Annotated in this window: 17 protein-coding genes; 11 read left to right on the top strand and 6 right to left on the bottom strand. The window is 54.2% G+C overall.

The features are described 5' to 3' along the window. Positions 1–27 precede the first annotated feature (27 nt). The gene (viaA, locus tag EB241_RS06215) at positions 28–1,491 is read right to left on the bottom strand and encodes an ATPase RavA stimulator ViaA (protein ID WP_124232350.1); all 1,464 of its coding nucleotides are present in this window, start codon (positions 1,489–1,491) and stop codon (positions 28–30) included. Beyond that, on the bottom strand, positions 1,488–2,981 hold the full coding sequence (gene ravA / locus EB241_RS06210; protein ID WP_124232349.1) for an ATPase RavA: 1,494 nt from the start codon (positions 2,979–2,981) through the stop codon (positions 1,488–1,490). Before ravA ends, viaA begins: the two co-directional genes overlap by 4 nt. 263 nt (positions 2,982–3,244) lie before the next feature. Here ravA and kup point away from each other — a divergent pair, with 263 nt between their 5' ends. Further along, complete coding sequence (gene kup, locus EB241_RS06205) at positions 3,245–5,113, top strand: low affinity potassium transporter Kup (RefSeq protein ID WP_124232348.1); 1,869 nt, start codon at positions 3,245–3,247, stop codon at positions 5,111–5,113. A gap of 156 nt (positions 5,114–5,269) precedes the next feature. Here kup and qseC read toward each other — a convergent pair whose 3' ends face one another. Continuing rightward, positions 5,270–6,616: a quorum sensing histidine kinase QseC gene (gene qseC, locus EB241_RS06200; RefSeq protein ID WP_124232347.1), complete on the bottom strand. Its 1,347-nt coding sequence runs from the start codon at positions 6,614–6,616 to the stop codon at positions 5,270–5,272. Further along, on the bottom strand, positions 6,604–7,275 hold the full coding sequence (gene qseB / locus EB241_RS06195) for a quorum sensing response regulator transcription factor QseB (RefSeq protein WP_124232346.1): 672 nt from the start codon (positions 7,273–7,275) through the stop codon (positions 6,604–6,606). The genes qseC and qseB overlap by 13 nt, the downstream gene beginning before the upstream one ends. Positions 7,276–7,474: 199 nt before the next feature. Between qseB and EB241_RS06190 the strand changes: the two genes are divergently transcribed. Continuing rightward, positions 7,475–7,870, top strand: a complete 396-nt coding sequence (locus EB241_RS06190; RefSeq protein ID WP_124232345.1) for a YgiW/YdeI family stress tolerance OB fold protein — start codon at positions 7,475–7,477, stop codon at positions 7,868–7,870. 5 nt (positions 7,871–7,875) lie between these two features. Here the strand turns inward: EB241_RS06190 and EB241_RS06185 are convergent, their stop codons facing one another. Beyond that, on the bottom strand, positions 7,876–8,763 hold the full coding sequence (locus tag EB241_RS06185) for a LysR family transcriptional regulator (protein ID WP_124232344.1): 888 nt from the start codon (positions 8,761–8,763) through the stop codon (positions 7,876–7,878). 104 nt (positions 8,764–8,867) lie between these two features. On the opposite strand from EB241_RS06185, the gene budA reads away from it, so the two are divergent. From budA to rbsR, 9 genes are all read left to right on the top strand, one after another. Next, a complete protein-coding gene (gene budA, locus EB241_RS06180) occupies positions 8,868–9,650 on the top strand; it encodes an acetolactate decarboxylase (RefSeq protein ID WP_124232343.1) in 783 nt (260 codons plus the stop codon). Between the two features lie 16 nt (positions 9,651–9,666). Next, on the top strand, positions 9,667–11,346 hold the full coding sequence (gene alsS / locus EB241_RS06175) for an acetolactate synthase AlsS (protein ID WP_124232566.1): 1,680 nt from the start codon (positions 9,667–9,669) through the stop codon (positions 11,344–11,346). Positions 11,347–11,367: 21 nt separating this feature from the next. Continuing rightward, entirely contained in the window at positions 11,368–12,141 is a 774-nt protein-coding gene (locus EB241_RS06170; protein ID WP_124232342.1) for a (S)-acetoin forming diacetyl reductase, read from the top strand. Positions 12,142–12,306: 165 nt separating this feature from the next. After that, positions 12,307–12,726: a D-ribose pyranase gene (gene rbsD, locus EB241_RS06165; RefSeq protein ID WP_124232341.1), complete on the top strand. Its 420-nt coding sequence runs from the start codon at positions 12,307–12,309 to the stop codon at positions 12,724–12,726. Positions 12,727–12,733: 7 nt separating this feature from the next. Beyond that, positions 12,734–14,239, top strand: a complete 1,506-nt coding sequence (gene rbsA / locus EB241_RS06160; protein ID WP_124232340.1) for a ribose ABC transporter ATP-binding protein RbsA — start codon at positions 12,734–12,736, stop codon at positions 14,237–14,239. 2 nt (positions 14,240–14,241) lie between these two features. After that, complete coding sequence (gene rbsC / locus EB241_RS06155; protein ID WP_124232339.1) at positions 14,242–15,210, top strand: ribose ABC transporter permease; 969 nt, start codon at positions 14,242–14,244, stop codon at positions 15,208–15,210. A 22-nt stretch (positions 15,211–15,232) separates the two neighbouring features. Then, on the top strand, positions 15,233–16,114 hold the full coding sequence (rbsB, locus tag EB241_RS06150) for a ribose ABC transporter substrate-binding protein RbsB (protein ID WP_407644257.1): 882 nt from the start codon (positions 15,233–15,235) through the stop codon (positions 16,112–16,114). A 54-nt stretch (positions 16,115–16,168) separates the two neighbouring features. Continuing rightward, positions 16,169–17,098 (top strand): ribokinase, encoded by a 930-nt coding sequence (gene rbsK, locus EB241_RS06145; RefSeq protein WP_124232338.1) that lies wholly within the window; start codon positions 16,169–16,171, stop codon positions 17,096–17,098. 3 nt (positions 17,099–17,101) lie between these two features. After that, the gene (gene rbsR, locus EB241_RS06140; protein ID WP_199737318.1) at positions 17,102–18,103 is read left to right on the top strand and encodes a ribose operon transcriptional repressor RbsR; all 1,002 of its coding nucleotides are present in this window, start codon (positions 17,102–17,104) and stop codon (positions 18,101–18,103) included. Here rbsR and mdtD read toward each other — a convergent pair. Next, positions 18,100–19,503: a multidrug transporter subunit MdtD gene (gene mdtD / locus EB241_RS06135; protein WP_124232337.1), complete on the bottom strand. Its 1,404-nt coding sequence runs from the start codon at positions 19,501–19,503 to the stop codon at positions 18,100–18,102. The two genes, rbsR and mdtD, sit on opposite strands and share 4 nt — an antisense overlap. Positions 19,504–19,833 lie beyond the last annotated feature (330 nt).

Below are 19,833 nucleotides of genomic sequence, written 5' to 3'. Positions count from 1 at the left end.
GCATTGCCATATTGTTGCTAAAGAAAACTATCGCTGCCAGCGGCGAAGCAGACGGCTTTTCAGCCCGGTATCGAAGCGCCAGATATGGTTAAAAATGCGCATAATGGCAGGTTTTCCGTGATCGGACAGCGCAACCGCATGAAAGCGTTGCTGGCGTTCTGACTGGTGCTGTTTGACGTGTTTCACCACCTCATCCGGCAGGCGTTGGGCAATAAAATCAGAGATGATCACCGCATCGGCGTCATACCATTGTGACGTTGAGAGCTTTTTCAGCACCGCGTCCAGGCAGGCCGCCAGATCGGTTCCGCCACGAAAGCGCTGGCTGAGAAAACGGATAGCCTGAGCAATACCGTCGGCGGCGGTCAGTTCATACCCCACCACGTCATGGGCGAACAGCATAACGTAACAGCGGCGGTTGTCCGCCAGCGCCACTTTCAGCAAGGCCAGACAAAAAGCTTTGGCACAGCGTTCATTGAACCCGCCCATTGAGCCTGAGGTATCCACGCAGACGATAAATGGTCCGCGTGGCTGTTCTTCATGCTGTTGGTGGCTGACCGGGCGCTGGGTGACTTTCTCATGCCAGCCTTCCCCTTCCAGTCGATAGGTGATCAGCCGTTTTTCCACCAGCCGGCGGTAAAATTCCATCTCCAGATCGCTGATACCCAGCGTCGCCAGTTCAGGCGGCAGCAGACGCAGGATATCATCGCTCTGATGTAGCCCATTCACCTGTTCGGGCACGCTGGAGGGTTCACGCACCAGCTGGTGGAAGGCCTCCAACGGCGTATCTTTTGCCAGCACTGCTTTAGCCTCGCGGCTGTGACCGAGCTGCTCTGCCAGCTTCTGTAACATGGGTTGCTGTGCCAGAAAATCACCGTATTCCACCATCAGCTGATAGTCGCTGCGTTGAAGCGGGCTGCTGGTCAAATCCCACAGGCGGCCGGCGGCGGCCTCGTTACCGTCTGACAGCACCGGAGCTAGCTGTCCGCTCATTGCCAGACGTTGTTGTAGTTCGGTCAGTAGTGCTTCCCGCTCGTCATCGAGTAACTGCTGATTAAGGGATAAGGTTTGCAGCGTCAGACTCAGCCGCCAGCGTTGCAAAAACAGGATCTGTTGCGGCCCACTGAGTGAATAAGCCGGAGAGACATCCGCCAGGAGATCGCTGGCTTTTTCGGCAAAGGGGGAGTGATGGTGTTGCAGGTAGCTCATCACCTCCGGCAGTTTCAGACAGAATGCCTGTAGCTCCAGCCGTTGACACTGTTGAAAGAGAGAGAATTCGCCGGCCATATCGTCCGGCACGGCTGTGGTTTTGAACTGTTGCTGAATTTTGGCTTTCCAGTTCGGCAAATCCTGCATCAGGGCTTTTTTCAGGCCGGGGAATTTTTCAAAGAAGATCGCCAGCTGCGGACTGGCCAGCAGCACCAGCATCAGTTCTTCAATCAAATCGTTTTCACTGACAGCCAAAAAGGCACTCAGTGTATCCAGCGAAATCACTTGCGTGCCTGCTTCAGTTGTTCAGCAACCTGTTGCAGGCTCTCTTCAATCCTCGCCAGCCAGTCATCACTGATAAACAGGCAGCGCTGATATTGACTGAACAGCGTGCGCTGGCGGTGCAGCTGACTTTCCACCTCATCCAGTGCCTGCACAATCTCTTCCGGCAGCTCGTTCCGCTGCTGGCTACCGGGCAACATCAGCCGGGAAGCCAGCAAACTGACATCCCGTACTGTCAGACAGTCGTTGCTGTCAATGTGAAGATCCAGCGGTTGGGCAAAACCAATACCATTCAGTTTGCCGCGTATCTCGCCCCCTTTCTGTAACCAGTGCTGTAACTGCTCACGGGCGATAACCACATGCGTAACCTGCAAGTCGCGCAACAGCAACGTTTTTTGCAGCATCAGCGTCAGCGTGTCGTCAGCCAGCGTGGCCGGCAATTCAAAATGGGGTTTACGGCTGAACATGCTGCCATGTTTTTCCAGCCGGATAGCCTGTGCGGCGCTTTTTTCCTGTTGCAGTGCGACGCGACGCGAGGCTATTTGTTGCAGGCTTATCAGCATTGGCTGTTGTTGCCAGGCCTGCTGTGTGATTAGACTATCGATTTCACCATCGAGAAGCTTCATAGACGCCACATCGTGCCACAGGCAGTCTTTCAACAGGATCACATCAATGGGCGCGATGGCGCTGCGGCCACTGTAAAAGGCACAGGCCTGCAACAGGTGGATGGCTTTTTTCCAGCGGCGATCGGAAATATAAGGGGCGTCGGCTTTGCCTTCCAGCTGCTGACGCAGCTGAAAAATCAGCTCAAAAACCTCATCCGGCAGAACAACCTGGGCGATGCCTTTCTGCCACTCTTCGTACTCTTCATCGCTGATACACAGCGAATCTGCTACCGGATTACTGTCGTCCTGCGGGTGGGTTAGCATACTTTTGAAATTCTGCTTCTCATGCACGTTATCCAGCCACAGTCGGACGAGCATCCTGTCGTAAAGCGCTTCCAGGCCACTTTCGGCTTCCGGCAGTTCGTTGGATGCGGTGACCAGCAGACGCATCGGGATTTTTTCTTCAACATCACCGTTACGAAAACGCCGTTCGTTGATGGCGGTAAGCAGCGTGTTGAGAATGGCCGGCCCGGCTTTCCAGATCTCATCAAGAAACACAATTTCCGCATCGGGCAGATAGCCTTTAGTCAGCCTCTGATAGCGTCCCTCATCTTTCAGCGCCTGAATGGAAAGCGGACCAAACACCTCTTCTGGCGTGGAGAAACGGGTCATCAGATACTCAAAAGCGCGTGAATGTTGAAACGCGAATTTCAGGCGCCGGGCAATCAGGCTCTTTGCAATGCCGGGCGGGCCAAGCAGAAAGACGCTTTCGCCACTGAGCGCCGCCAGAAGGCAAAGGCGAATGGCATGGTGCCTTTCATAAAGTCCCTTTTCCAGCGCATTACTGAGGCGAGCGATTCTTTCCGCAAGTAAGTGGGACTGAGGCATGGTTAATCATTCATCCTTTTTGACAGCAGCATTCTGATTGGTGCATTCACAGGCAAGTGCCAATACGGTTGCTTATGATGCTTGAAAGTCCTGATAAGCGTCAGCTTTTTTCTTTACAAAGGATGACTCAGGACAGTGAAGTTTTATTTGCTAATGTAATTAAAGATAGGTATTCGTAATGAATCGTGCATACTGTGCGCTTTTGACGTCCTGCCCGGTGGTAAACAATCCGGCAAATTCCAGTTCCAACAAAAGATTAGTCTATGAGTTCTGAAAAAAAGCAATCTCTTGGTACCGTCACCTTAGCCGCTATTGGCGTGGTGTATGGCGATATTGGCACCAGCCCTTTATATACCCTGCGCGAATGCCTTTCCGGGGAGTTTGGTTTTGGTGTTGAGCACGATGCAGTCTTTGGCTTTCTTTCACTGATATTCTGGCTGCTGGTGCTGGTTGTTTCACTGAAATATATCAGTTATGTGATGCGTGCCGATAATGCCGGAGAAGGCGGTATTTTGACGCTGATGTCGTTGGCCGGCCGTAATACCGGCGCCAGGGCTACGGCGGTGCTGGTGATCATGGGGTTGATTGGCGGCAGTTTTTTTTACGGTGAGGTGGTGATTACGCCTGCCGTTTCCGTGCTTTCCGCGATTGAAGGACTGGAAATTGCCGCGCCGAATCTGGATGCTTACATTGTGCCAATGGCGATAGCGGTACTGACGCTGCTGTTTATTATCCAGAAACATGGAACCGGTATTGTCGGCAAGCTGTTTGCGCCGGTGATGCTGTTATGGTTTATCGTGCTGGCGGTGCTGGGCGCCCGTGGGATTATGGCTAATCCTCAGGTGCTTCAGGCGCTTAATCCGTTTTGGGCAGTGCATTTCTTCTTTGAGTATAAAACCGTCTCCTTTTTTGCCTTGGGGGCGGTGGTACTGGCTATCACCGGGGTGGAAGCCTTGTACGCGGATATGGGGCATTTTGGTAAACTGCCTATTCGTCTGGCCTGGTTTTCGGTGGTGGTGCCTTCGCTGGTGCTCAACTACTTTGGTCAGGGGGCATTGCTGTTGAAAAATCCGCAGGCGATCAAAAACCCGTTTTTCCTGCTGGCCCCTGACTGGGCATTAATCCCGCTGCTGATCCTCGCCACCCTGGCGACGGTGATCGCCTCTCAGGCGGTTATTTCCGGTGTGTTCTCCCTGACCCGCCAGGCGGTGCGCCTGGGGTATCTGCCGCCAATGCGTATTGTGCATACCTCGGAAGAAGAATCCGGGCAGATCTATATCCCGGTGATTAACTGGCTGCTGTTTTTCTCGGTAGTTATTGTTATCGTTGGCTTCAAACATTCCAGCAATCTTGCTGCCGCATACGGTATTGCGGTGACCGGTACGATGGTGTTGACGTCGATCCTGTGTACCACCGTGGCGATTAAAAACTGGCACTGGAATCGCTATCTGGTGCTGTTGATGCTGATGGTTATGCTCTGTATTGATGTTTCCCTGTTCTCGGCAAACCTGGTAAAAGTGTTCTCAGGGGGGTGGTTGCCGCTGACCCTGGCGCTGATGATGTTTATCGTTATGACCACCTGGAAAAGCGAGCGTTTTCGGCTGTTGCGCCGGATGCACGAGCACGGCAATTCTCTTGAGGCGATGATTGCCTCGCTGGAAAAATCCCCGCCGGTTCGGGTGCCGGGAACGGCGGTTTACATGTCCCGGGCGCTGAACGTCATCCCTTTTGCCATGCTGCATAACCTCAAACATAACAAAGTCCTGCATGAGCGTGTTGTGCTGCTTACCCTGCGTACGGAAGATGCGCCTTATGTTCATAATGTGCGTCGGGTGACCATTGAGCAGCTTTCCCCGACGTTCTGGCGGGTGGTGGCAAACTATGGCTGGCGTGAAACGCCAAATATGGAAGAGATTTTCCATCGTTGTGGGCTGGAGGGACTGAACTGCCGGATGATGGAAACCTCGTTCTTTATGTCGCATGAATCGCTGATTATTGGCAAACGGCCCTGGTATTTGCGGCTGCGTGGCAAACTTTTCCTGATGCTGCAGAAGAATGCCCTGCGTGCGCCCGATCAGTTTGAAATCCCGCCAAATCGGGTGATCGAGCTGGGAACTCAGGTTGAGATTTAAGGATTTATAAAACCTCAGATTACGTAACGGCCGGTGGTTGCGCCTGGAACACTGGCCGCTCATAAAGACGCAAAAAACCAGCCCGTCTCTCACCTCCCATGGCGCGAGACGCATTAGTACCGGTCGATGTTCCCCGCGCTGTTGACTTCAGAGTGATTACCAGCTGATATTTACGGCAAACCCACCTTCCTGACGGTTCGTAAACCTCACCTGCATCCCGTGCAGCCTGGCTATCTGGCTGACGATGGACAGACCCAGGCCGCTGCCGTTTTTCTCCTGTCCGGGGGGCCGGTAGAAACGCTCGCCCAGCCTGTGCAAAGCCTCCGTACTTACCCCGGCACCATTGTCCACTATCTCAATTCCCCGCAGGGCCAGCTTCAGTTTAACGTTGTTGCCCGGCTGGCTGTAGCGAATGGCGTTATCCAGCAGGTTACGTATCATCAGCGACAGTAGCAGCTGGTTGCCAGATCGGATTACCGGCGTGTCCGGTGCAGCCAGCATGAGTTCCACACCTCCCGACCTTGCGCTGGCGTAGTGATCCACTACCGCCTGTTGCAGCAGTGGTTGCAGATCCACCGGCTGTTTCTCCAGCTGTTCGCCGCTTTCGAGTCTGGAGAGCGTCAGCAACTGATCCACCAGCCGCGTCGCACGGTCGATTCCCTCATCCAGATTAGTCAGGGCATGATGACGCATGGCCCGATCGTCGTGTGCCAGCTGCGCCACTTCTGCCTGTACTTTCAGCGCGGCCAGTGGGCTCCGCAGCTCATGGGCGGCATCCGAAGTGAAGCGGCGCTCGCGCACCAGCATCTCACCAATCCTGGCGAACAGGGCATTCAACTCTTCCAGTAGCGGACGGACTTCCTGCGGCACCCGCTTCTGGTGCAGCGGCGAACCGTCATCCGGCGAGCGTTGGCGAAGCTGATGGGCGATCCTTTTCAGTGGCGCCAGTTCGTGCGTTACCAGCCAGAACAGCAGTAACAGCATGATCGGCAGGGCAATCAGCCACGGTACAAGGTTGGTGCGTACGATATCTCTGGTCATATCATTGCGGTATTCCCACTCCTGACCGACCAACACCAGATAACGCTTATCCGGCGTGCTGAGCCATACCAGTCGCCACAGGTCATCGTCACCCTTCAGCTTGCCGTCGGTAAACCCGTCGCGGCGGTAGTCAAACTGGAAATCTTTGCCGTTGTCTCCGTCATTCATCACCATCCTGCCGTCAGGAGTGAATACGGCAAAAGCCAGCGCGTCGTCATCCTGCTCACCATGATGATGTCTCAGCATCTTTTTGCTTTTCGGCAGCGTCAACGGCTGGCTGTTCATCTGCTCCGGGTTCATCGTCGCCAGACGTTTGGCGAACAGCATTTGCTGCGTATCAAACAGTTTGTTGATGTTGTGCCTGGTTTGCCACCAGGATCCCAGACTCGCTGCTCCCCAGCAGATCAGCGTCAGCAGAATAAATCCCAGCATCAGCCGCAGGCGTAAACTCAGACGGCGCAAAGCGGCTCTCCCAGCGTGTAGCCCACACCGTGTACCGTGCGGATAAACTGGCTGCCCAGTTTTTTACGCAGGTGGTGGATATGCACTTCAACGACATTGCTGGAGACATCATCGTCCCAGCCATAAAGTTTCTCTTCCAGCTGGGCGCGGGTCAGCACACGACCGGGATTCATCAGGAACAATTCCAGTAGCGCCAGTTCGCGTGCCTTCAGGGGCAGCGGCTTACCGCTAAGCGTAACCGTGTGCGACCCGGTTTCCATGACTAGCGCGCCATGGCTGAGTGTGGGCAGAAGCTGCCCGTGGCGGCGGCGAATCAACGCCTGCAACCGCGCGGCGACTTCACTGAGGGCAAAAGGCTTGCAGAGATAGTCATCGGCGCCCTGTTGCAAACCGGCAACCCGCTGCTCAAGCGCATCTCTTGCTGTCAGGACAAGCACCGGTTCATCGCGGCCCTGTTGCCGCCACTGGCACAGGATTTCCAGGCCATCAATGCCGGGCAGACTGAGATCCAGCACCACTGCATCGTAAGGCGCAGCGGACAACGCATGCTTTCCTTGCAGGCCGTCGGTAAACCAGTCAACGCTGAAACCCATTTTGACCAGTCCGGCCCGGATGCCGTCGCCAATCAGCCGATCGTCCTCAATGACTAAAATTCGCATAGTAAATTCCTTCTGTAGATACGGCTTTATACGAGACAGGGTTGCCGTTTGTATACCCACGATCGACGGAAATCGCGTTTTTTCGACAAAATTATCAAATAAAATCCGGGGATAAATCGCGTTAAGATCCCGTTAAGAATATCTTGTTTTAATCCGTCGTGAAGAACACGTACTTACTCCAAGGAAAAAGGTGAACAACATGAAAAAAACCGCTGCTTTACTGGCCATTGCCGCTCTGGTTTCCACTCCTGTTCTTGCTGCCCAGACCGGTGGCTTCAGCGATCCTGCTGCGCCAGCGGCTTCAGCTCAGACAGGGGGCTTTGTCGCCACCAATGGTGCACTGACTACCGTAAAACAGGCGCAGGATATGAGTGATGATGCCTGGGTGATCATGCGTGGAAATATTGACAAGCGCGTGGGTGATGAAGAATACCTGTTCCGCGATGCCACCGGCTCAATCAAGGTTGAGATCGACCACAAGCGCTGGAACGGACAGACCGTTACGCCATCAGATAAAGTTGAACTGCAGGGCAAGATCGACAAAGACTTCAACTCGGTTGAAGTGGACGTTAAACAGATCCGTAAAATTCAGTGATGGTGCTAACCCGCCGGATTTTTCAACATCGCAACCAAATGCATCACGGCGGGTGAACGTTCGAGCCGTTGCCAGGCAAGAGCGATATCGGAGTGAAGCACCGCATCATTGATCTGATGAAGGGTCACGCCGGGATGACTGATACAGCACAGAGACTCCGGCACGATGGCAAAGCCAAATCCGGCGGCGACCATGCTCAGTGACGAAGAGATTTGCGGCGATTGCTGACCTCTGTGAGGAGAGAACCCCGCCCGCAGACAGGCGCTCAACACCAGTTCATACAGGCTGGGTGTAACCTCCCGTGGAAACATAATCAGCTGTTCATTCGCCAGCTGCGCCAGTGACAAACTGGGCTGTGCACCCAGTTTGTGGCCAGCAGGCAGCGCCGCCAGCATTTTTTCCGTGGCAATTACTTTCAGATTGAACGCGTTGCTGCTCTCACAGGGTAAACGAACAAACGCAGCATCCAGCAGCCCATCCTGCAAATCCTGCATCAAAGCCGCCATATTCTCTTCGCGGGTCAGCAGCTCCATTTCGGGATAACGCACCTGAAAATCACGTAGCAGGGTAAAAACCGACGCGTGAAAGGCCACTGAACTGGCAAAGCCCAATGACATCTGCCCGCAGACACCGCGTGCAATTCCTTTCGCTTTCTCCAAAGCATGACTGCTCAGCTCCAGAATCTGACAGGCATCATGATAAAACGCTTCTCCTGCCGGCGTCAGCTCAACACTACGGGTCAGCCTTTTCAGTAATGGCGTACCGATCTCTCGTTCCAGACGAAGGATCTGCTGGCTTAACGGCGGCTGAGAAATATTCAGCATTTCAGCGGCGCGCGTGAAGTTATGGGTTTGCGCAACCGCGACAAAGTAACGCAGATGACGAAGCTCCATATCAAATACGTCTCAAAGTGAAGGTCTTTTTATATTGGTCTTCACAACTGAATCGAGTCAACATCAGGTTAATAATTCTTAACATTTAACCTGCGAGGCAGACGATGAAACATTCTGTAACCGACTGTTTATGTGAGAAACAGCTGATCTCAACGGTTGCTGAAATCCGCAAGCACAAGCCAGAAAGTGTTATCTATCAGACCTCTTTGATGAGTGCGCTGCTAAGTGGCGTATACGAAGGCAGTATCACCGTGGCCGATTTGTTGAAAAAGGGCGATTTTGGTTTGGGGACATTCAACCAACTGGACGGTGAGCTGATTGCCTTTGACAGCGAGGTTTATCAGCTGCGTTCCGACGGTAGTGCAAGAGAAGCAGGTAGCCAGCAGAAAACGCCGTTTGCGGTGATGACGTTTTTTCAGCCGCAGTATCGCTATCATTTTGCCTCTCCCACCGGTCGTGAGGCCATCCATAAAAGGATCGACAGGGAGCTGCCGTCAGACAATCAGTTTTGCGCCCTGCGCATTGATGGTCACTTTTCGGCGGCGCTGACCCGCACCGTTCCCTGTCAGCACCGACCTTATCGCTCCATGCCGGAAGTGCTGGGCCAGCAGCCCAGGTTCCATTTCAGCCAGCGTAACGGCGTGCTGATCGGTTTTCGCACGCCGCAATATATGCAGGGGATCAATGTGGCAGGTTACCACGAGCATTTCATCACCGATGATCGCCAGGGGGGGGGCCATCTGCTCGATTACCAGCTGGAAGAAGGCACCCTGACTTTTGGTGAAATCAGCAAGCTGGTGATCGATCTTCCCAATGACAGCGATTTCTTACGAGCCAACCTGACCCCTGAGAATCTCGATTCTGCCATCCGTTCCGTTGAAAGCTAAGCCTGAGGAGTTAATGATGAAAAACCCAACCGATAGCACACTCTGGCTGCACGGCGCTGATTTAGTCGTCGCTCAGCTGGAAGCCCTGGGTGTGAAACAGGTCTTTGGTATTCCGGGAGCGAAAATCGATAAAGTTTTTGATTCGCTACTGGATTCCGGCATTCAGACTATCCCCGTCCGCCATGAAGCCAATGCGGCTTTTATGGCTGCTGCGGTTGGTCGACTCACCGGCAATGCCGGGGTGGCACTGGTTACCTCCGGGCCAGGCTGTTCCAATCTGGTAACCGGTATGGCCACCGCCACCAGCGAAGGCGATCCGGTGGTGGCCCTGGGCGGGGCGGTGAAGCGAGCCGACAGCGCCAGGCTGGTCCATCAAAGTATGGATACCGTTTCCATGTTCCGCCCGGTCACCAAATATGCCGTTGAAGTAACGGACTCTGGCGCACTGGCTGAAGCGATCTCGAATGCGTTCCGTCATGCGGAACAGGGGCGTGGTGGTGGAGCATTTGTCAGTTTGCCACAGGATATTGTCGATCAACCCGTCACCGGTAGCCTGCTTACCTGCAAGGGACACGTGTTGTTAGGTCCCGCACCTGATACTACGATTGACGCTGTTGCCGGACAAATAGCGCAGGCCAAAAATCCGGTTCTGTTGCTGGGCCTGATGGCCAGCCAGCCGAAAAACAGCGATGCCATCCACCGGCTACTAACCCGTAGCCACATTCCGGTCACCAGCACCTACCAGGCGGCAGGGGCGATCAGACAGGAGCATTTTCCCCGCTTTGCTGGTCGCGTTGGCCTTTTTAACAACCAGGCCGGTGACAGACTGCTGCGGCAGGCTGACCTGATTATCACTATCGGCTACAGCCCGGTGGAATATGAACCGGCAATGTGGAACAGCGGCAACGCCACGCTGGTACATATTGATGTGTTACCAGCGGATACGGATAACTGCTATTTACCGGATGCTGAGCTGGTGGGGGATATCGCCTCAACCATCGATAAGCTGGCCGCGCGGATTACGGCACCTTTACAGCTCAGTTCGCAGGCGGTTGCTGTTCTTGACGATCGCCAGCAGCAGCGAAAACTTCTGTCACTACAGGGCCAGCACCTTAATCAGTTTGCCCTGCATCCGCTGCGTATCGTTCGCGCCATGCAGGATATCATCGACAATGACATCACGCTGACGGTGGACATGGGCAGCTTCCATATCTGGATCGCCCGCTATCTTTACTGCTTCCGCGCCCACCAGATCATGATCTCTAACGGTCAGCAAACCATGGGCGTGGCTCTGCCCTGGGCGATAGGTGCGTGGCTGGTGGATCCGGGCCGGAAAGTGGTGTCGGTTTCGGGTGACGGTGGATTTCTCCAGTCAAGCATGGAACTGGAAACGGCGGTGAGACTGAAGGCCAACATCCTGCACATCATATGGGTAGACGGGGCCTACAACATGGTGGCGATGCAGGAGGAGAAGAAATATCAGCGTGTTTCCGGGGTAAAATTCGGACCGGTAGATTTCAAAGCCTATGCCCAGGCATTTGGTGCCGCAGGTTTTGCGGTGGAGAGCGCGGCTGAGCTGGAACCCACGTTGCGCAAAGCGATGGATGTGCAGGGACCTGCGGTAGTCGCGGTGCCGGTGGATTATGCCGACAACCCGATGCTGATGGGCCAGTTGCACCTTAGCCAGATTCTGTAATAACCGTTCAGGGAGTGGAAAATGAAAGCGAAAGTAGCCTTAGTGACCGGCGGCGGCCAGGGCATTGGTAAAGCGATTGCCCTGCGCCTGGCAAAAGATGGCTTTGCCGTTGCGGTGGCGGATTACAACAGTCAGACGGCGCGCCAGGTGGCAGATGAAATTGCCAGTGCGGGCGGCAAAGCGCTAGCCGTGACGGCGGATGTCTCTAAACGCGATCAGGTGTTTGCCGCAGTTGGGCAGGCACGCAAAGAGCTGGGTGGGTTCGATGTCATTGTGAATAACGCCGGTGTGGCACCGACCACGCCAATCGAAGAGATTACCGAAGTGATGGTCGATAAAGTCTACGACATTAATATCAAAGGGGTGATCTGGGGCATGCAGGCGGCGATCGAAGCGTTTAAAGCGGAAGGACACGGCGGCAAGATTATCAACGCCTGTTCGCAGGCTGGCCATGTCGGCAACCCGGAGCTGGCGATTTACAGCTCCAGCAAGTTTGCCGTACGCGGCCTGACGCAAACCGCAGCCCGCGATCTTGCCCCGGCAGGAATAACCGTGAATGCTTACTGCCCCGGTATTGTTAAAACGCCGATGTGGGAAGAGATCGATCGTCAGGTTTCCGCTGCAGCAGGTAAACCACTGGGCTATGGCACGTCAGAATTTGCCAAACGCATCACTCTGGGGCGTCTGTCCGAGTCGGAAGATGTCTCTGCCTGCGTCTCGTTTCTCGCCGGTCCTGACTCTGATTACATGACCGGGCAGTCCCTGCTGATCGACGGTGGTATGGTGTTTAATTAAATCCTCACTTCACCGGTCAGTTAGCGCTGACCGGTCTCCTTATTTCGTCCGCTTACATCAGCGAAACGTTTCGATAACGATCACAGTTTTATCTTTTGTTGGTTGTTTTCCCCTGACGGTTTCCTAAACTCCCGATGAACGAAACGTTTCGCTGTCGAGTGGAAAATGAAAAAAGGCACGTTACTGAATTCTGAAATCTCGTCGCTGGTTTCCCGTCTGGGACATACCGACAGCCTGGTGATTGGCGATGCGGGTCTGCCGGTTCCGGCCGGGCCGCAGCGTGTCGATCTGGCGCTGATGAAGGGTATTCCCGGTTTTATGCAGGTCGTCCAGGCGGTGACCGAAGAGATGCAGGTGGAAAGTGTCATCATTGCGGAAGAGATGAAAACGCATAACTCTCTGATTCATCGCGATCTGCTTGCTCTGCTCGATTTACTGCAACACCACCAGGGAAACACCATTCATATTCAGTACGTCACGCATCATCAGTTCAAACAACAAACCCAGTCCAGCCAGGCAGTGATCCGCAGCGGCGAATGTTCTCCCTATGCGAATATCATCCTCTGTGCGGGGGTGACTTTCTGAGGCCGTCATGCAACCGTTATTGCAATTACAAGGCATTGATAAATCTTTTCCCGGCGTGAAGGCGCTTTCCGGGGCGGCACTGACCGTTTACCCCGGCCGCGTGATGGCGCTGGTAGGGGAAAATGGCGCCGGAAAATCTACCATGATGAAGGTGATGACCGGGATCTACACCCGTGATGCCGGTTCCATTACCTGGCTGGGTAACGAAGTTTCATTCAACGGGCCAAAAGCCTCTCAGGAGGCGGGAATTGGCATTATTCATCAGGAACTCAACCTGATCCCGCAGCTCAGCATTGCGGAAAATATCTTCCTCGGGCGTGAGTTTGTGAACGGTGTTGGCCGTATTCAGTGGAAGAGAATGCACGCTGAAGCGGATGTGCTGTTGAAGAGGCTCAATCTGCGCTTCAGCAGCCACAAGCTGGTGGGTGATTTGTCGATTGGCGATCAGCAGATGGTGGAGATCGCTAAGGTACTGAGTTTCGAGTCGAAAGTGATCGTGATGGATGAACCGACCGATGCACTGACCGACAGCGAAACCGCGTCACTGTTTCACGTGATCCGTGAGCTGAAAGCGCAAGGCTGTGGCGTTGTCTATATCTCTCACCGCATGAAAGAGATTTTTGAAATCTGCGATGACGTGACGATTTTCCGCGACGGGCAGTTTATTGCCGAGCGGGCGGTCGACACTCTGGATGAAGATTCGCTGATTGAGATGATGGTAGGGCGCAAACTCGAAGAGCAGTATCCGCGTCTCAATAAAGCGCCAGGCGACGTTCGTCTGCAGGTGGAGCACCTCAGCGGGCCGGGTGTCGCGGATGTCAGCTTCTCGCTCCGCAAAGGTGAAATTCTGGGTGTGGCTGGTCTGATGGGCGCGGGCCGCACTGAGCTGATGAAGGTACTGTACGGCGCGCTGCCGCGCAGCGCTGGCAGCGTAATACTTGACGGCAAGAGCGTGCAGACGCGTTCGCCGGAAGAAGGGCTGCAGAACGGCATCGTCTATATCTCTGAAGACCGTAAACGTGATGGGCTGGTGCTGGGGATGTCGGTGAAAGAGAACATGTCTCTTACCGCGCTGGACTACTTCAGCCACAGCGGCGGCCGCCTGAAACATGCGGCAGAGCAGCTGGCCGTCAGCGACTTTATCAAACTGTTTAACGTTAAAACGCCGTCGATGAACCAGCCAATTGGCCTGCTGTCGGGCGGAAATCAGCAAAAAGTCGCTATCGCCCGTGGACTGATGACCCGACCCAAGGTGTTGATCCTCGACGAGCCAACCCGCGGCGTGGACGTGGGGGCAAAAAAAGAAATTTATCAGTTAATCAATCAGTTCAAAGAAGAGGGGCTGAGCATCATCCTGGTCTCCTCGGAAATGCCGGAAGTGCTGGGCATGAGCGATCGCGTACTGGTGATGCATGAAGGCCGCCTGAGCGGTGATTTCCCGATTGAACAGGCCTCGCAGGAAGTGCTGATGGCGGCGGCAGTAGGTAAGCAACATAGCGTGGAGCTGGCATAACAATGAGTACCCAATCCCTTCAAAGCACCCGTTTTTTCAGCAAGGGCTGGCTGCTGGAGCAGAAGTCACTGATCGCGCTGATCGTGCTGATCGCCATTGTCTCAAGCATGAGCCCGAACTTCTTCACCCTGAACAATATGTTCAACATCCTGCAACAGACCTCAGTTAACGCCATTATGGCGGTAGGGATGACGCTGGTTATTCTGACTTCAGGCATTGACCTGTCGGTAGGCTCGCTGCTGGCGCTGACCGGTGCGGTGGGCGCCTCTCTGGTTGGTCTGGAAGTGAACGCGCTGGTGGCCGTTGCGGCTTCTCTGGCGCTGGGTGCCGCGATCGGTGCAGTGACTGGCACTATCGTGGCGAAAGGCAAGGTTCAGGCCTTTATCGCCACGCTGGTGATGATGATGCTGTTGCGCGGTGTCACCATGGTCTACACCAACGGCAGCCCGATCAACACTGGCTTTAATGACAATGCCGATCTGTTTGGCTGGTTCGGTATTGGTCGTCCGCTGGGGATCCCAACGCCAGTCTGGCTGATGGCGGTAGTCTTCCTTCTGGCCTGGTACATGCTGCATCACACCCGCCTGGGCCGCTACATCTATGCGCTGGGTGGCAATGAAGCGGCCACCCGTCTGTCCGGGATCAGCGTTAATCGCGTCAAAATTATCGTATATGCCCTGTGCGGCATGCTGGCCGCGCTGGCAGGGACCATTGAGGTTGCCCGTCTCTCCTCGGCTCAGCCGACAGCTGGAACGGGTTATGAACTGGATGCCATTGCGGCGGTGGTGCTGGGCGGCACCAGTCTGGCAGGCGGCAAGGGACGCATTATGGGGACGTTAATCGGGGCGTTAATTCTCGGTTTTCTCAACAACGGACTCAACCTGCTCGGCGTTTCGTCTTACTACCAAATGATCGTCAAAGCTGTAGTGATTTTGCTGGCGGTGTTGGTGGATAACAAAAGCAGTAAATAACTCTCCCCTACAGGAATTTATGATGAAAATGACCAAACTGACAGCCCTTGCCGTTCTGCTCGGCACCACGCTGAGTGCAAATGCCATAGCGAAAGACACCATTGCACTGGTGGTTTCCACCCTGAACAACCCGTTCTTTGTCTCGCTGAAAGATGGCGCGCAGAAAGAAGCCGACAAGCTGGGCTATAACCTGGTGGTGCTCGATTCACAGAATAATCCGGCGAAAGAGCTGGCTAACGTGCAGGATCTGACCGTGCGTGGCACCAAACTGCTGCTGATTAACCCAACGGATTCTGATGCAGTAGGCAACGCGGTGAAAATGGCTAATCAGGCCAACATTCCGGTGATCACCCTTGATCGCGTGGCGGCACAGGGCAAAGTGGTTAGCCACGTCGCCTCGGATAACCGTTTCGGCGGTAAAATGGCTGGTGATTACATCGCGAAGAAACTCGGCGATAACGCCAAAATTATCGAACTGTCAGGCATTGCCGGAACCTCAGCCGCCCGTGAGCGTGGTGAAGGTTTTAAAACGGCGGCAGATGCGCATAAATTTGTGATCCTTGCCAGCCAGCCAGCCGATTTCGACCGCACCAGGGGGATGAACGTGATGCAGAATCTGTTGACTGCGCACCCGGACGTGCAGGCGGTGTTTGCCCAGAACGACGAGATGGCGCTCGGCGCAATGCGTGCGTTGCAAACGGCGGGTAAATCTGATGTGCTTGTTGTTGGTTTTGACGGCACGGCCGATGGCGTAAAAGCCGTTGAAGGCGGGAAACTGGCGGCGACAGTGGCTCAGCAGCCAGAGAAAATCGGCGCTATCGGCGTGGACACCGCAGATAAGGCCCTGAAGGGCCAGAAAGTGCAGGCGATCAATCCGGTTGAACTGAAACTGATGACTAAATAAATCAGCATGGCTCGCGCTACTTCCCGCTGGTGGCGCTTTTTGAGATGACACGCAATGAAAAAAACCGGCAGGCTGGCTGTTCTTGGCAGCATCAACGCAGATCATATCCTCAACCTGTCCCGGTTTCCGCGTCCCGGTGAAACGGTGATTGGCAGGCATTATCAGGTGGCTTTCGGCGGCAAGGGCGCTAATCAGGCGGTGGCCGCCGGACGCAGTGGTGCGGATATCGCTTTTATTGCCTGCGTGGGCGAGGATGATATTGGTCAGCGCATTCGTCAACAGCTGGCTGAAGACAACATCAATGTGGCGCCAGTTGAAGTGGTGGCTGGCGAATCCACCGGCGTGGCGCTGATTTTTGTTAACGCTGAAGGTGAAAACAGTATTGCCATCCATGCCGGGGCGAATGCGGCTCTGTCCCCGGCGCTGGTGGAAAAATATCAGCAAACTATTGCTGATGCTGACGCACTCCTGATGCAGCTGGAATCTCCGCTGGAAAGTGTGCTGGCGGCGGCGAAAATCGCCCGTCAGCATCAGACGCTGGTTATCCTTAATCCGGCTCCGGCAAGAGTGCTACCTGAAAAACTGCTGGCACTGGTTGATATCATTACCCCAAACGAAACCGAAGCGGAAATGCTTACCGGTGTGTCGGTTAAATCTGATGAAGATGCCGCGCGTGCAGCCGGGATACTGCACGAAAAAGGTATCGCCAGCGTACTGATTACGCTGGGTAGCCGAGGCGTGTGGCTGAGTGAAAAGGGGCATGGGCAGCGTATTGCCGGGTTTACGGTTCAGGCCGTTGACACTATTGCCGCAGGAGACACCTTTAATGGTGCACTGATGGCTGCCTTGCTGGAAGCAAAGCCGATGGAACGCGCGGTACGTTTTGCCCATGCGGCCGCAGCCATTGCCGTGACGCGTCCTGGTGCCCAGCCCTCTGTGCCGTGGCGTGCTGAAACCGACCATTTTTTGCAGCAACAGGAGTAGGCCGTGGCAACGATGAAAGATGTGGCGCGGCTCGCGGGTGTTTCAACGTCAACGGTTTCCCATGTGATTAACAATAATCGCTTTGTCAGCGAAGGCGTGCGGGAAAGAATCACTGCGGCAATAACCCAATTGAATTACGCCCCCTCGGCGCTGGCCCGTAGCCTGAAACTCAACCAGACCAGAACCATCGGCATGTTGCTCACTGCCAGCAGCAACCCTTTCTATGCAGAGGTGGTACGCGGCGTGGAACGCAGCTGTTTTGAACGTGGCTACAGCCTGGTGCTATGCAACACCGAGGGGGATGAGGCGCGAATGAACCGCAGCCTGGAGACGCTGTTGCAAAAACGGGTTGATGGGCTGCTGATCATGTGTACCGAAAGCCATATCCCTTCGGCAGACATGCTCAGTCGCTATCCCTCTATACCGTCCGTGATGATGGACTGGTCGCCCTTTGAGGGCGGCAGCGACATTATTCAGGACAATTCACTGTTGGGGGGTGAAATGGCCACCCGTTATCTGATTTCACGCGGCTATACGCGGATTGCCTGTATTGCCGGTCCTCAGGATAAAACCCCGGCACGGATGCGCCTTGAAGGTTTTCAAAAAGCGATGAAAGATGCCCGCTTGCCTGTCCCGCCAGACTACGTGGTCAGCGGTGACTTTGAATTTCAGGGTGGTTATAGCGCAATGAAACAGTTACTGACCATTAATCCTCTGCCGCAGGCAGTATTCACCAGTAATGATGCTATGGCAGTAGGGGTTTACCACGCGGTATTTCAGGCTGGCCTGTTGGTGGGGCGGGATATTGCGGTGATCGGTTATGATGATATCGAACTGGCCCGCTATATGACACCGCCGCTCACCACCATCCACCAGCCGAAGGATGCACTGGGGGAACTGGCGATTGATACGTTAATTCATCGGCTCGCGGACCCCGGTAACAGCAAGCAGTTACTTGTGCTGACACCGGAACTGGTTGAACGGGATTCCGTTGTGGGCATTTAACCCCGTTTTGCGCGTTTTTCCCGGTTGGTGATTAAATGTCGGCCATCTGCCGGTTTTAGCAGCATAAAGACCAGACCGGAAAATATGGTGATCACGCCCATCGTCAGGAATGTTGCATGAAATTGTTGTACGGTGGTGATATCAAAATTCTCATAAAAACGTAGCACTGCTGCACTGACGGCTACGCCAAAGCTAATCGCGAGTTGTTGTGTCACGGCAAGCATACTGTTACCGCTGCTGGCATTACCGTCGTTCAGATCGGCCAGCGTGATGGTGTTCATCGCGGTGAACTGAGTCGACATGGCCATCCCTAAAATAAACAGTGGTATCAGCAAGAAGACCAGCCCCATTGGTGGTGTTTGTAGCGCAAAACTGGCAATCAATACGCCGATAATTACGCTGATCCATACCAGTGTTTTTCGATAGCCAAACCAGCGCAATACCTGTGTTACTGTCGATTTCGCCAGCAGCGATCCAAGGGCCGTTGGAGCCATCATGCAGCCAGCCAGAATGGCTGAATAGCCAAAGCCAATCTGAAGCATCAGTGGCATCAGGAAGGGAACACAACCGGTTCCAAGACGGGAGGCAATATTGCCCAATATACCTACGGAGAAGGTCCGGGTTTTAAACATCGGTAACGGAATGAGCGGAGTGGGATGACGTCGCGCATGTAGTATATAAAGAATAAGTAAAAGAATGCCGCCTGCCGTAACGGCCAGTGCAATGCTGGTGGTCACGATCTTTTCACCGAATAATTCTATTCCGCTGGAAAGCAACACCAGTCCAAAGCCAAAGAGCATAAAGCCTGTCAGATCGAAACGGCGTTTAGGGGTAATAAAATCAGGCATATATTTGCGGGCGTAGATAATACCTAATATCCCCATTGGGATATTAATCAGGAAAATCCAATGCCAGGTTGCATAGGTAACCAGCAGACCCCCAAGCATCGGTCCCAGTACCGGGCCAATCAAGCCGGGCATAGTGACGAAATTCAGCACAGGTAGCAGCTCACTGCGTGGATAGGCCCGTAATAATGCCAGCCTGGCTACCGGCATCATCATCGCGCCACCGATCCCCTGCATTATCCTGAAAGCAACCAGCATAGTCAGCGAGCCAGACAGCGCACAGGCCAGCGAGCCAAGCGTAAAAAGCATCACCGCGATGATAAAGACTTTACGGGTACCAAAACGGTCGGCCAGCCAGCCGCTGACTGGGATCAGCATCGCAACGGTGAGGGTGTAACTGATAACGGCGGACTGCATCGCCAGAGGAGAACGCTCAAGGCTGTTCGCAATAGCGGGAAGCGCAGTATTCAGTATCGTGGCATCCAGTGCCTGCATAAAGAAAGCCATGGCTGCGATCCACGGAAGTCCGGCCATACTGCGCGCCGATTTAATCATTGGGCATCCTTTTCATTTATTCAGGTAGCGGATACGGCTAATGGATAAAGGATAGCACCGGGTAGGCAGGTATCATGTTGCTTAAAAAGGGTTTCAGGGGTGATCCGATGTGGAAATATACTGGCAGCGATGGCTTTTTAACCTAAAGGTGAAAAAAACAGCGGTTGCCAGATTTTTTATAATAAACACTTGTCAGTCGTCACAAACTCCCTATAATGCGCCACCACTGACACGGAACAACGGCTTACGGGTCGCCGGGTTAAGAGGTTCAGCACGCTGAACCGCCGGAGCAACTTCTTCTCAAAAAGACGTTGACTCTGAAGGAGGAGA

Origin of the sequence: Erwinia psidii (assembly GCF_003846135.1) — a bacterium.
In the GTDB taxonomy this organism is placed as follows: domain Bacteria; phylum Pseudomonadota; class Gammaproteobacteria; order Enterobacterales; family Enterobacteriaceae; genus Erwinia; species Erwinia psidii.
This window is presented reverse-complemented; position numbering and strand designations above follow the sequence as displayed.

Coding starts and splice junctions, on each gene's coding strand:
- ravA (WP_124232349.1), bottom strand. CDS start 2,981: ATGCCTCAGTCCCACTTACTTGCGGAAAGAATCGCTCGCCTCAGTAAT.
- kup (WP_124232348.1), top strand. CDS start 3,245: ATGAGTTCTGAAAAAAAGCAATCTCTTGGTACCGTCACCTTAGCCGCT.
- qseB (WP_124232346.1), bottom strand. CDS start 7,275: ATGCGAATTTTAGTCATTGAGGACGATCGGCTGATTGGCGACGGCATC.
- EB241_RS06190 (WP_124232345.1), top strand. CDS start 7,475: ATGAAAAAAACCGCTGCTTTACTGGCCATTGCCGCTCTGGTTTCCACT.
- EB241_RS06185 (WP_124232344.1), bottom strand. CDS start 8,763: ATGGAGCTTCGTCATCTGCGTTACTTTGTCGCGGTTGCGCAAACCCAT.
- budA (WP_124232343.1), top strand. CDS start 8,868: ATGAAACATTCTGTAACCGACTGTTTATGTGAGAAACAGCTGATCTCA.
- alsS (WP_124232566.1), top strand. CDS start 9,667: ATGAAAAACCCAACCGATAGCACACTCTGGCTGCACGGCGCTGATTTA.
- EB241_RS06170 (WP_124232342.1), top strand. CDS start 11,368: ATGAAAGCGAAAGTAGCCTTAGTGACCGGCGGCGGCCAGGGCATTGGT.
- rbsD (WP_124232341.1), top strand. CDS start 12,307: ATGAAAAAAGGCACGTTACTGAATTCTGAAATCTCGTCGCTGGTTTCC.
- rbsA (WP_124232340.1), top strand. CDS start 12,734: ATGCAACCGTTATTGCAATTACAAGGCATTGATAAATCTTTTCCCGGC.
- rbsC (WP_124232339.1), top strand. CDS start 14,242: ATGAGTACCCAATCCCTTCAAAGCACCCGTTTTTTCAGCAAGGGCTGG.
- rbsB (WP_407644257.1), top strand. CDS start 15,233: ATGAAAATGACCAAACTGACAGCCCTTGCCGTTCTGCTCGGCACCACG.
- rbsK (WP_124232338.1), top strand. CDS start 16,169: ATGAAAAAAACCGGCAGGCTGGCTGTTCTTGGCAGCATCAACGCAGAT.
- mdtD (WP_124232337.1), bottom strand. CDS start 19,503: ATGATTAAATCGGCGCGCAGTATGGCCGGACTTCCGTGGATCGCAGCC.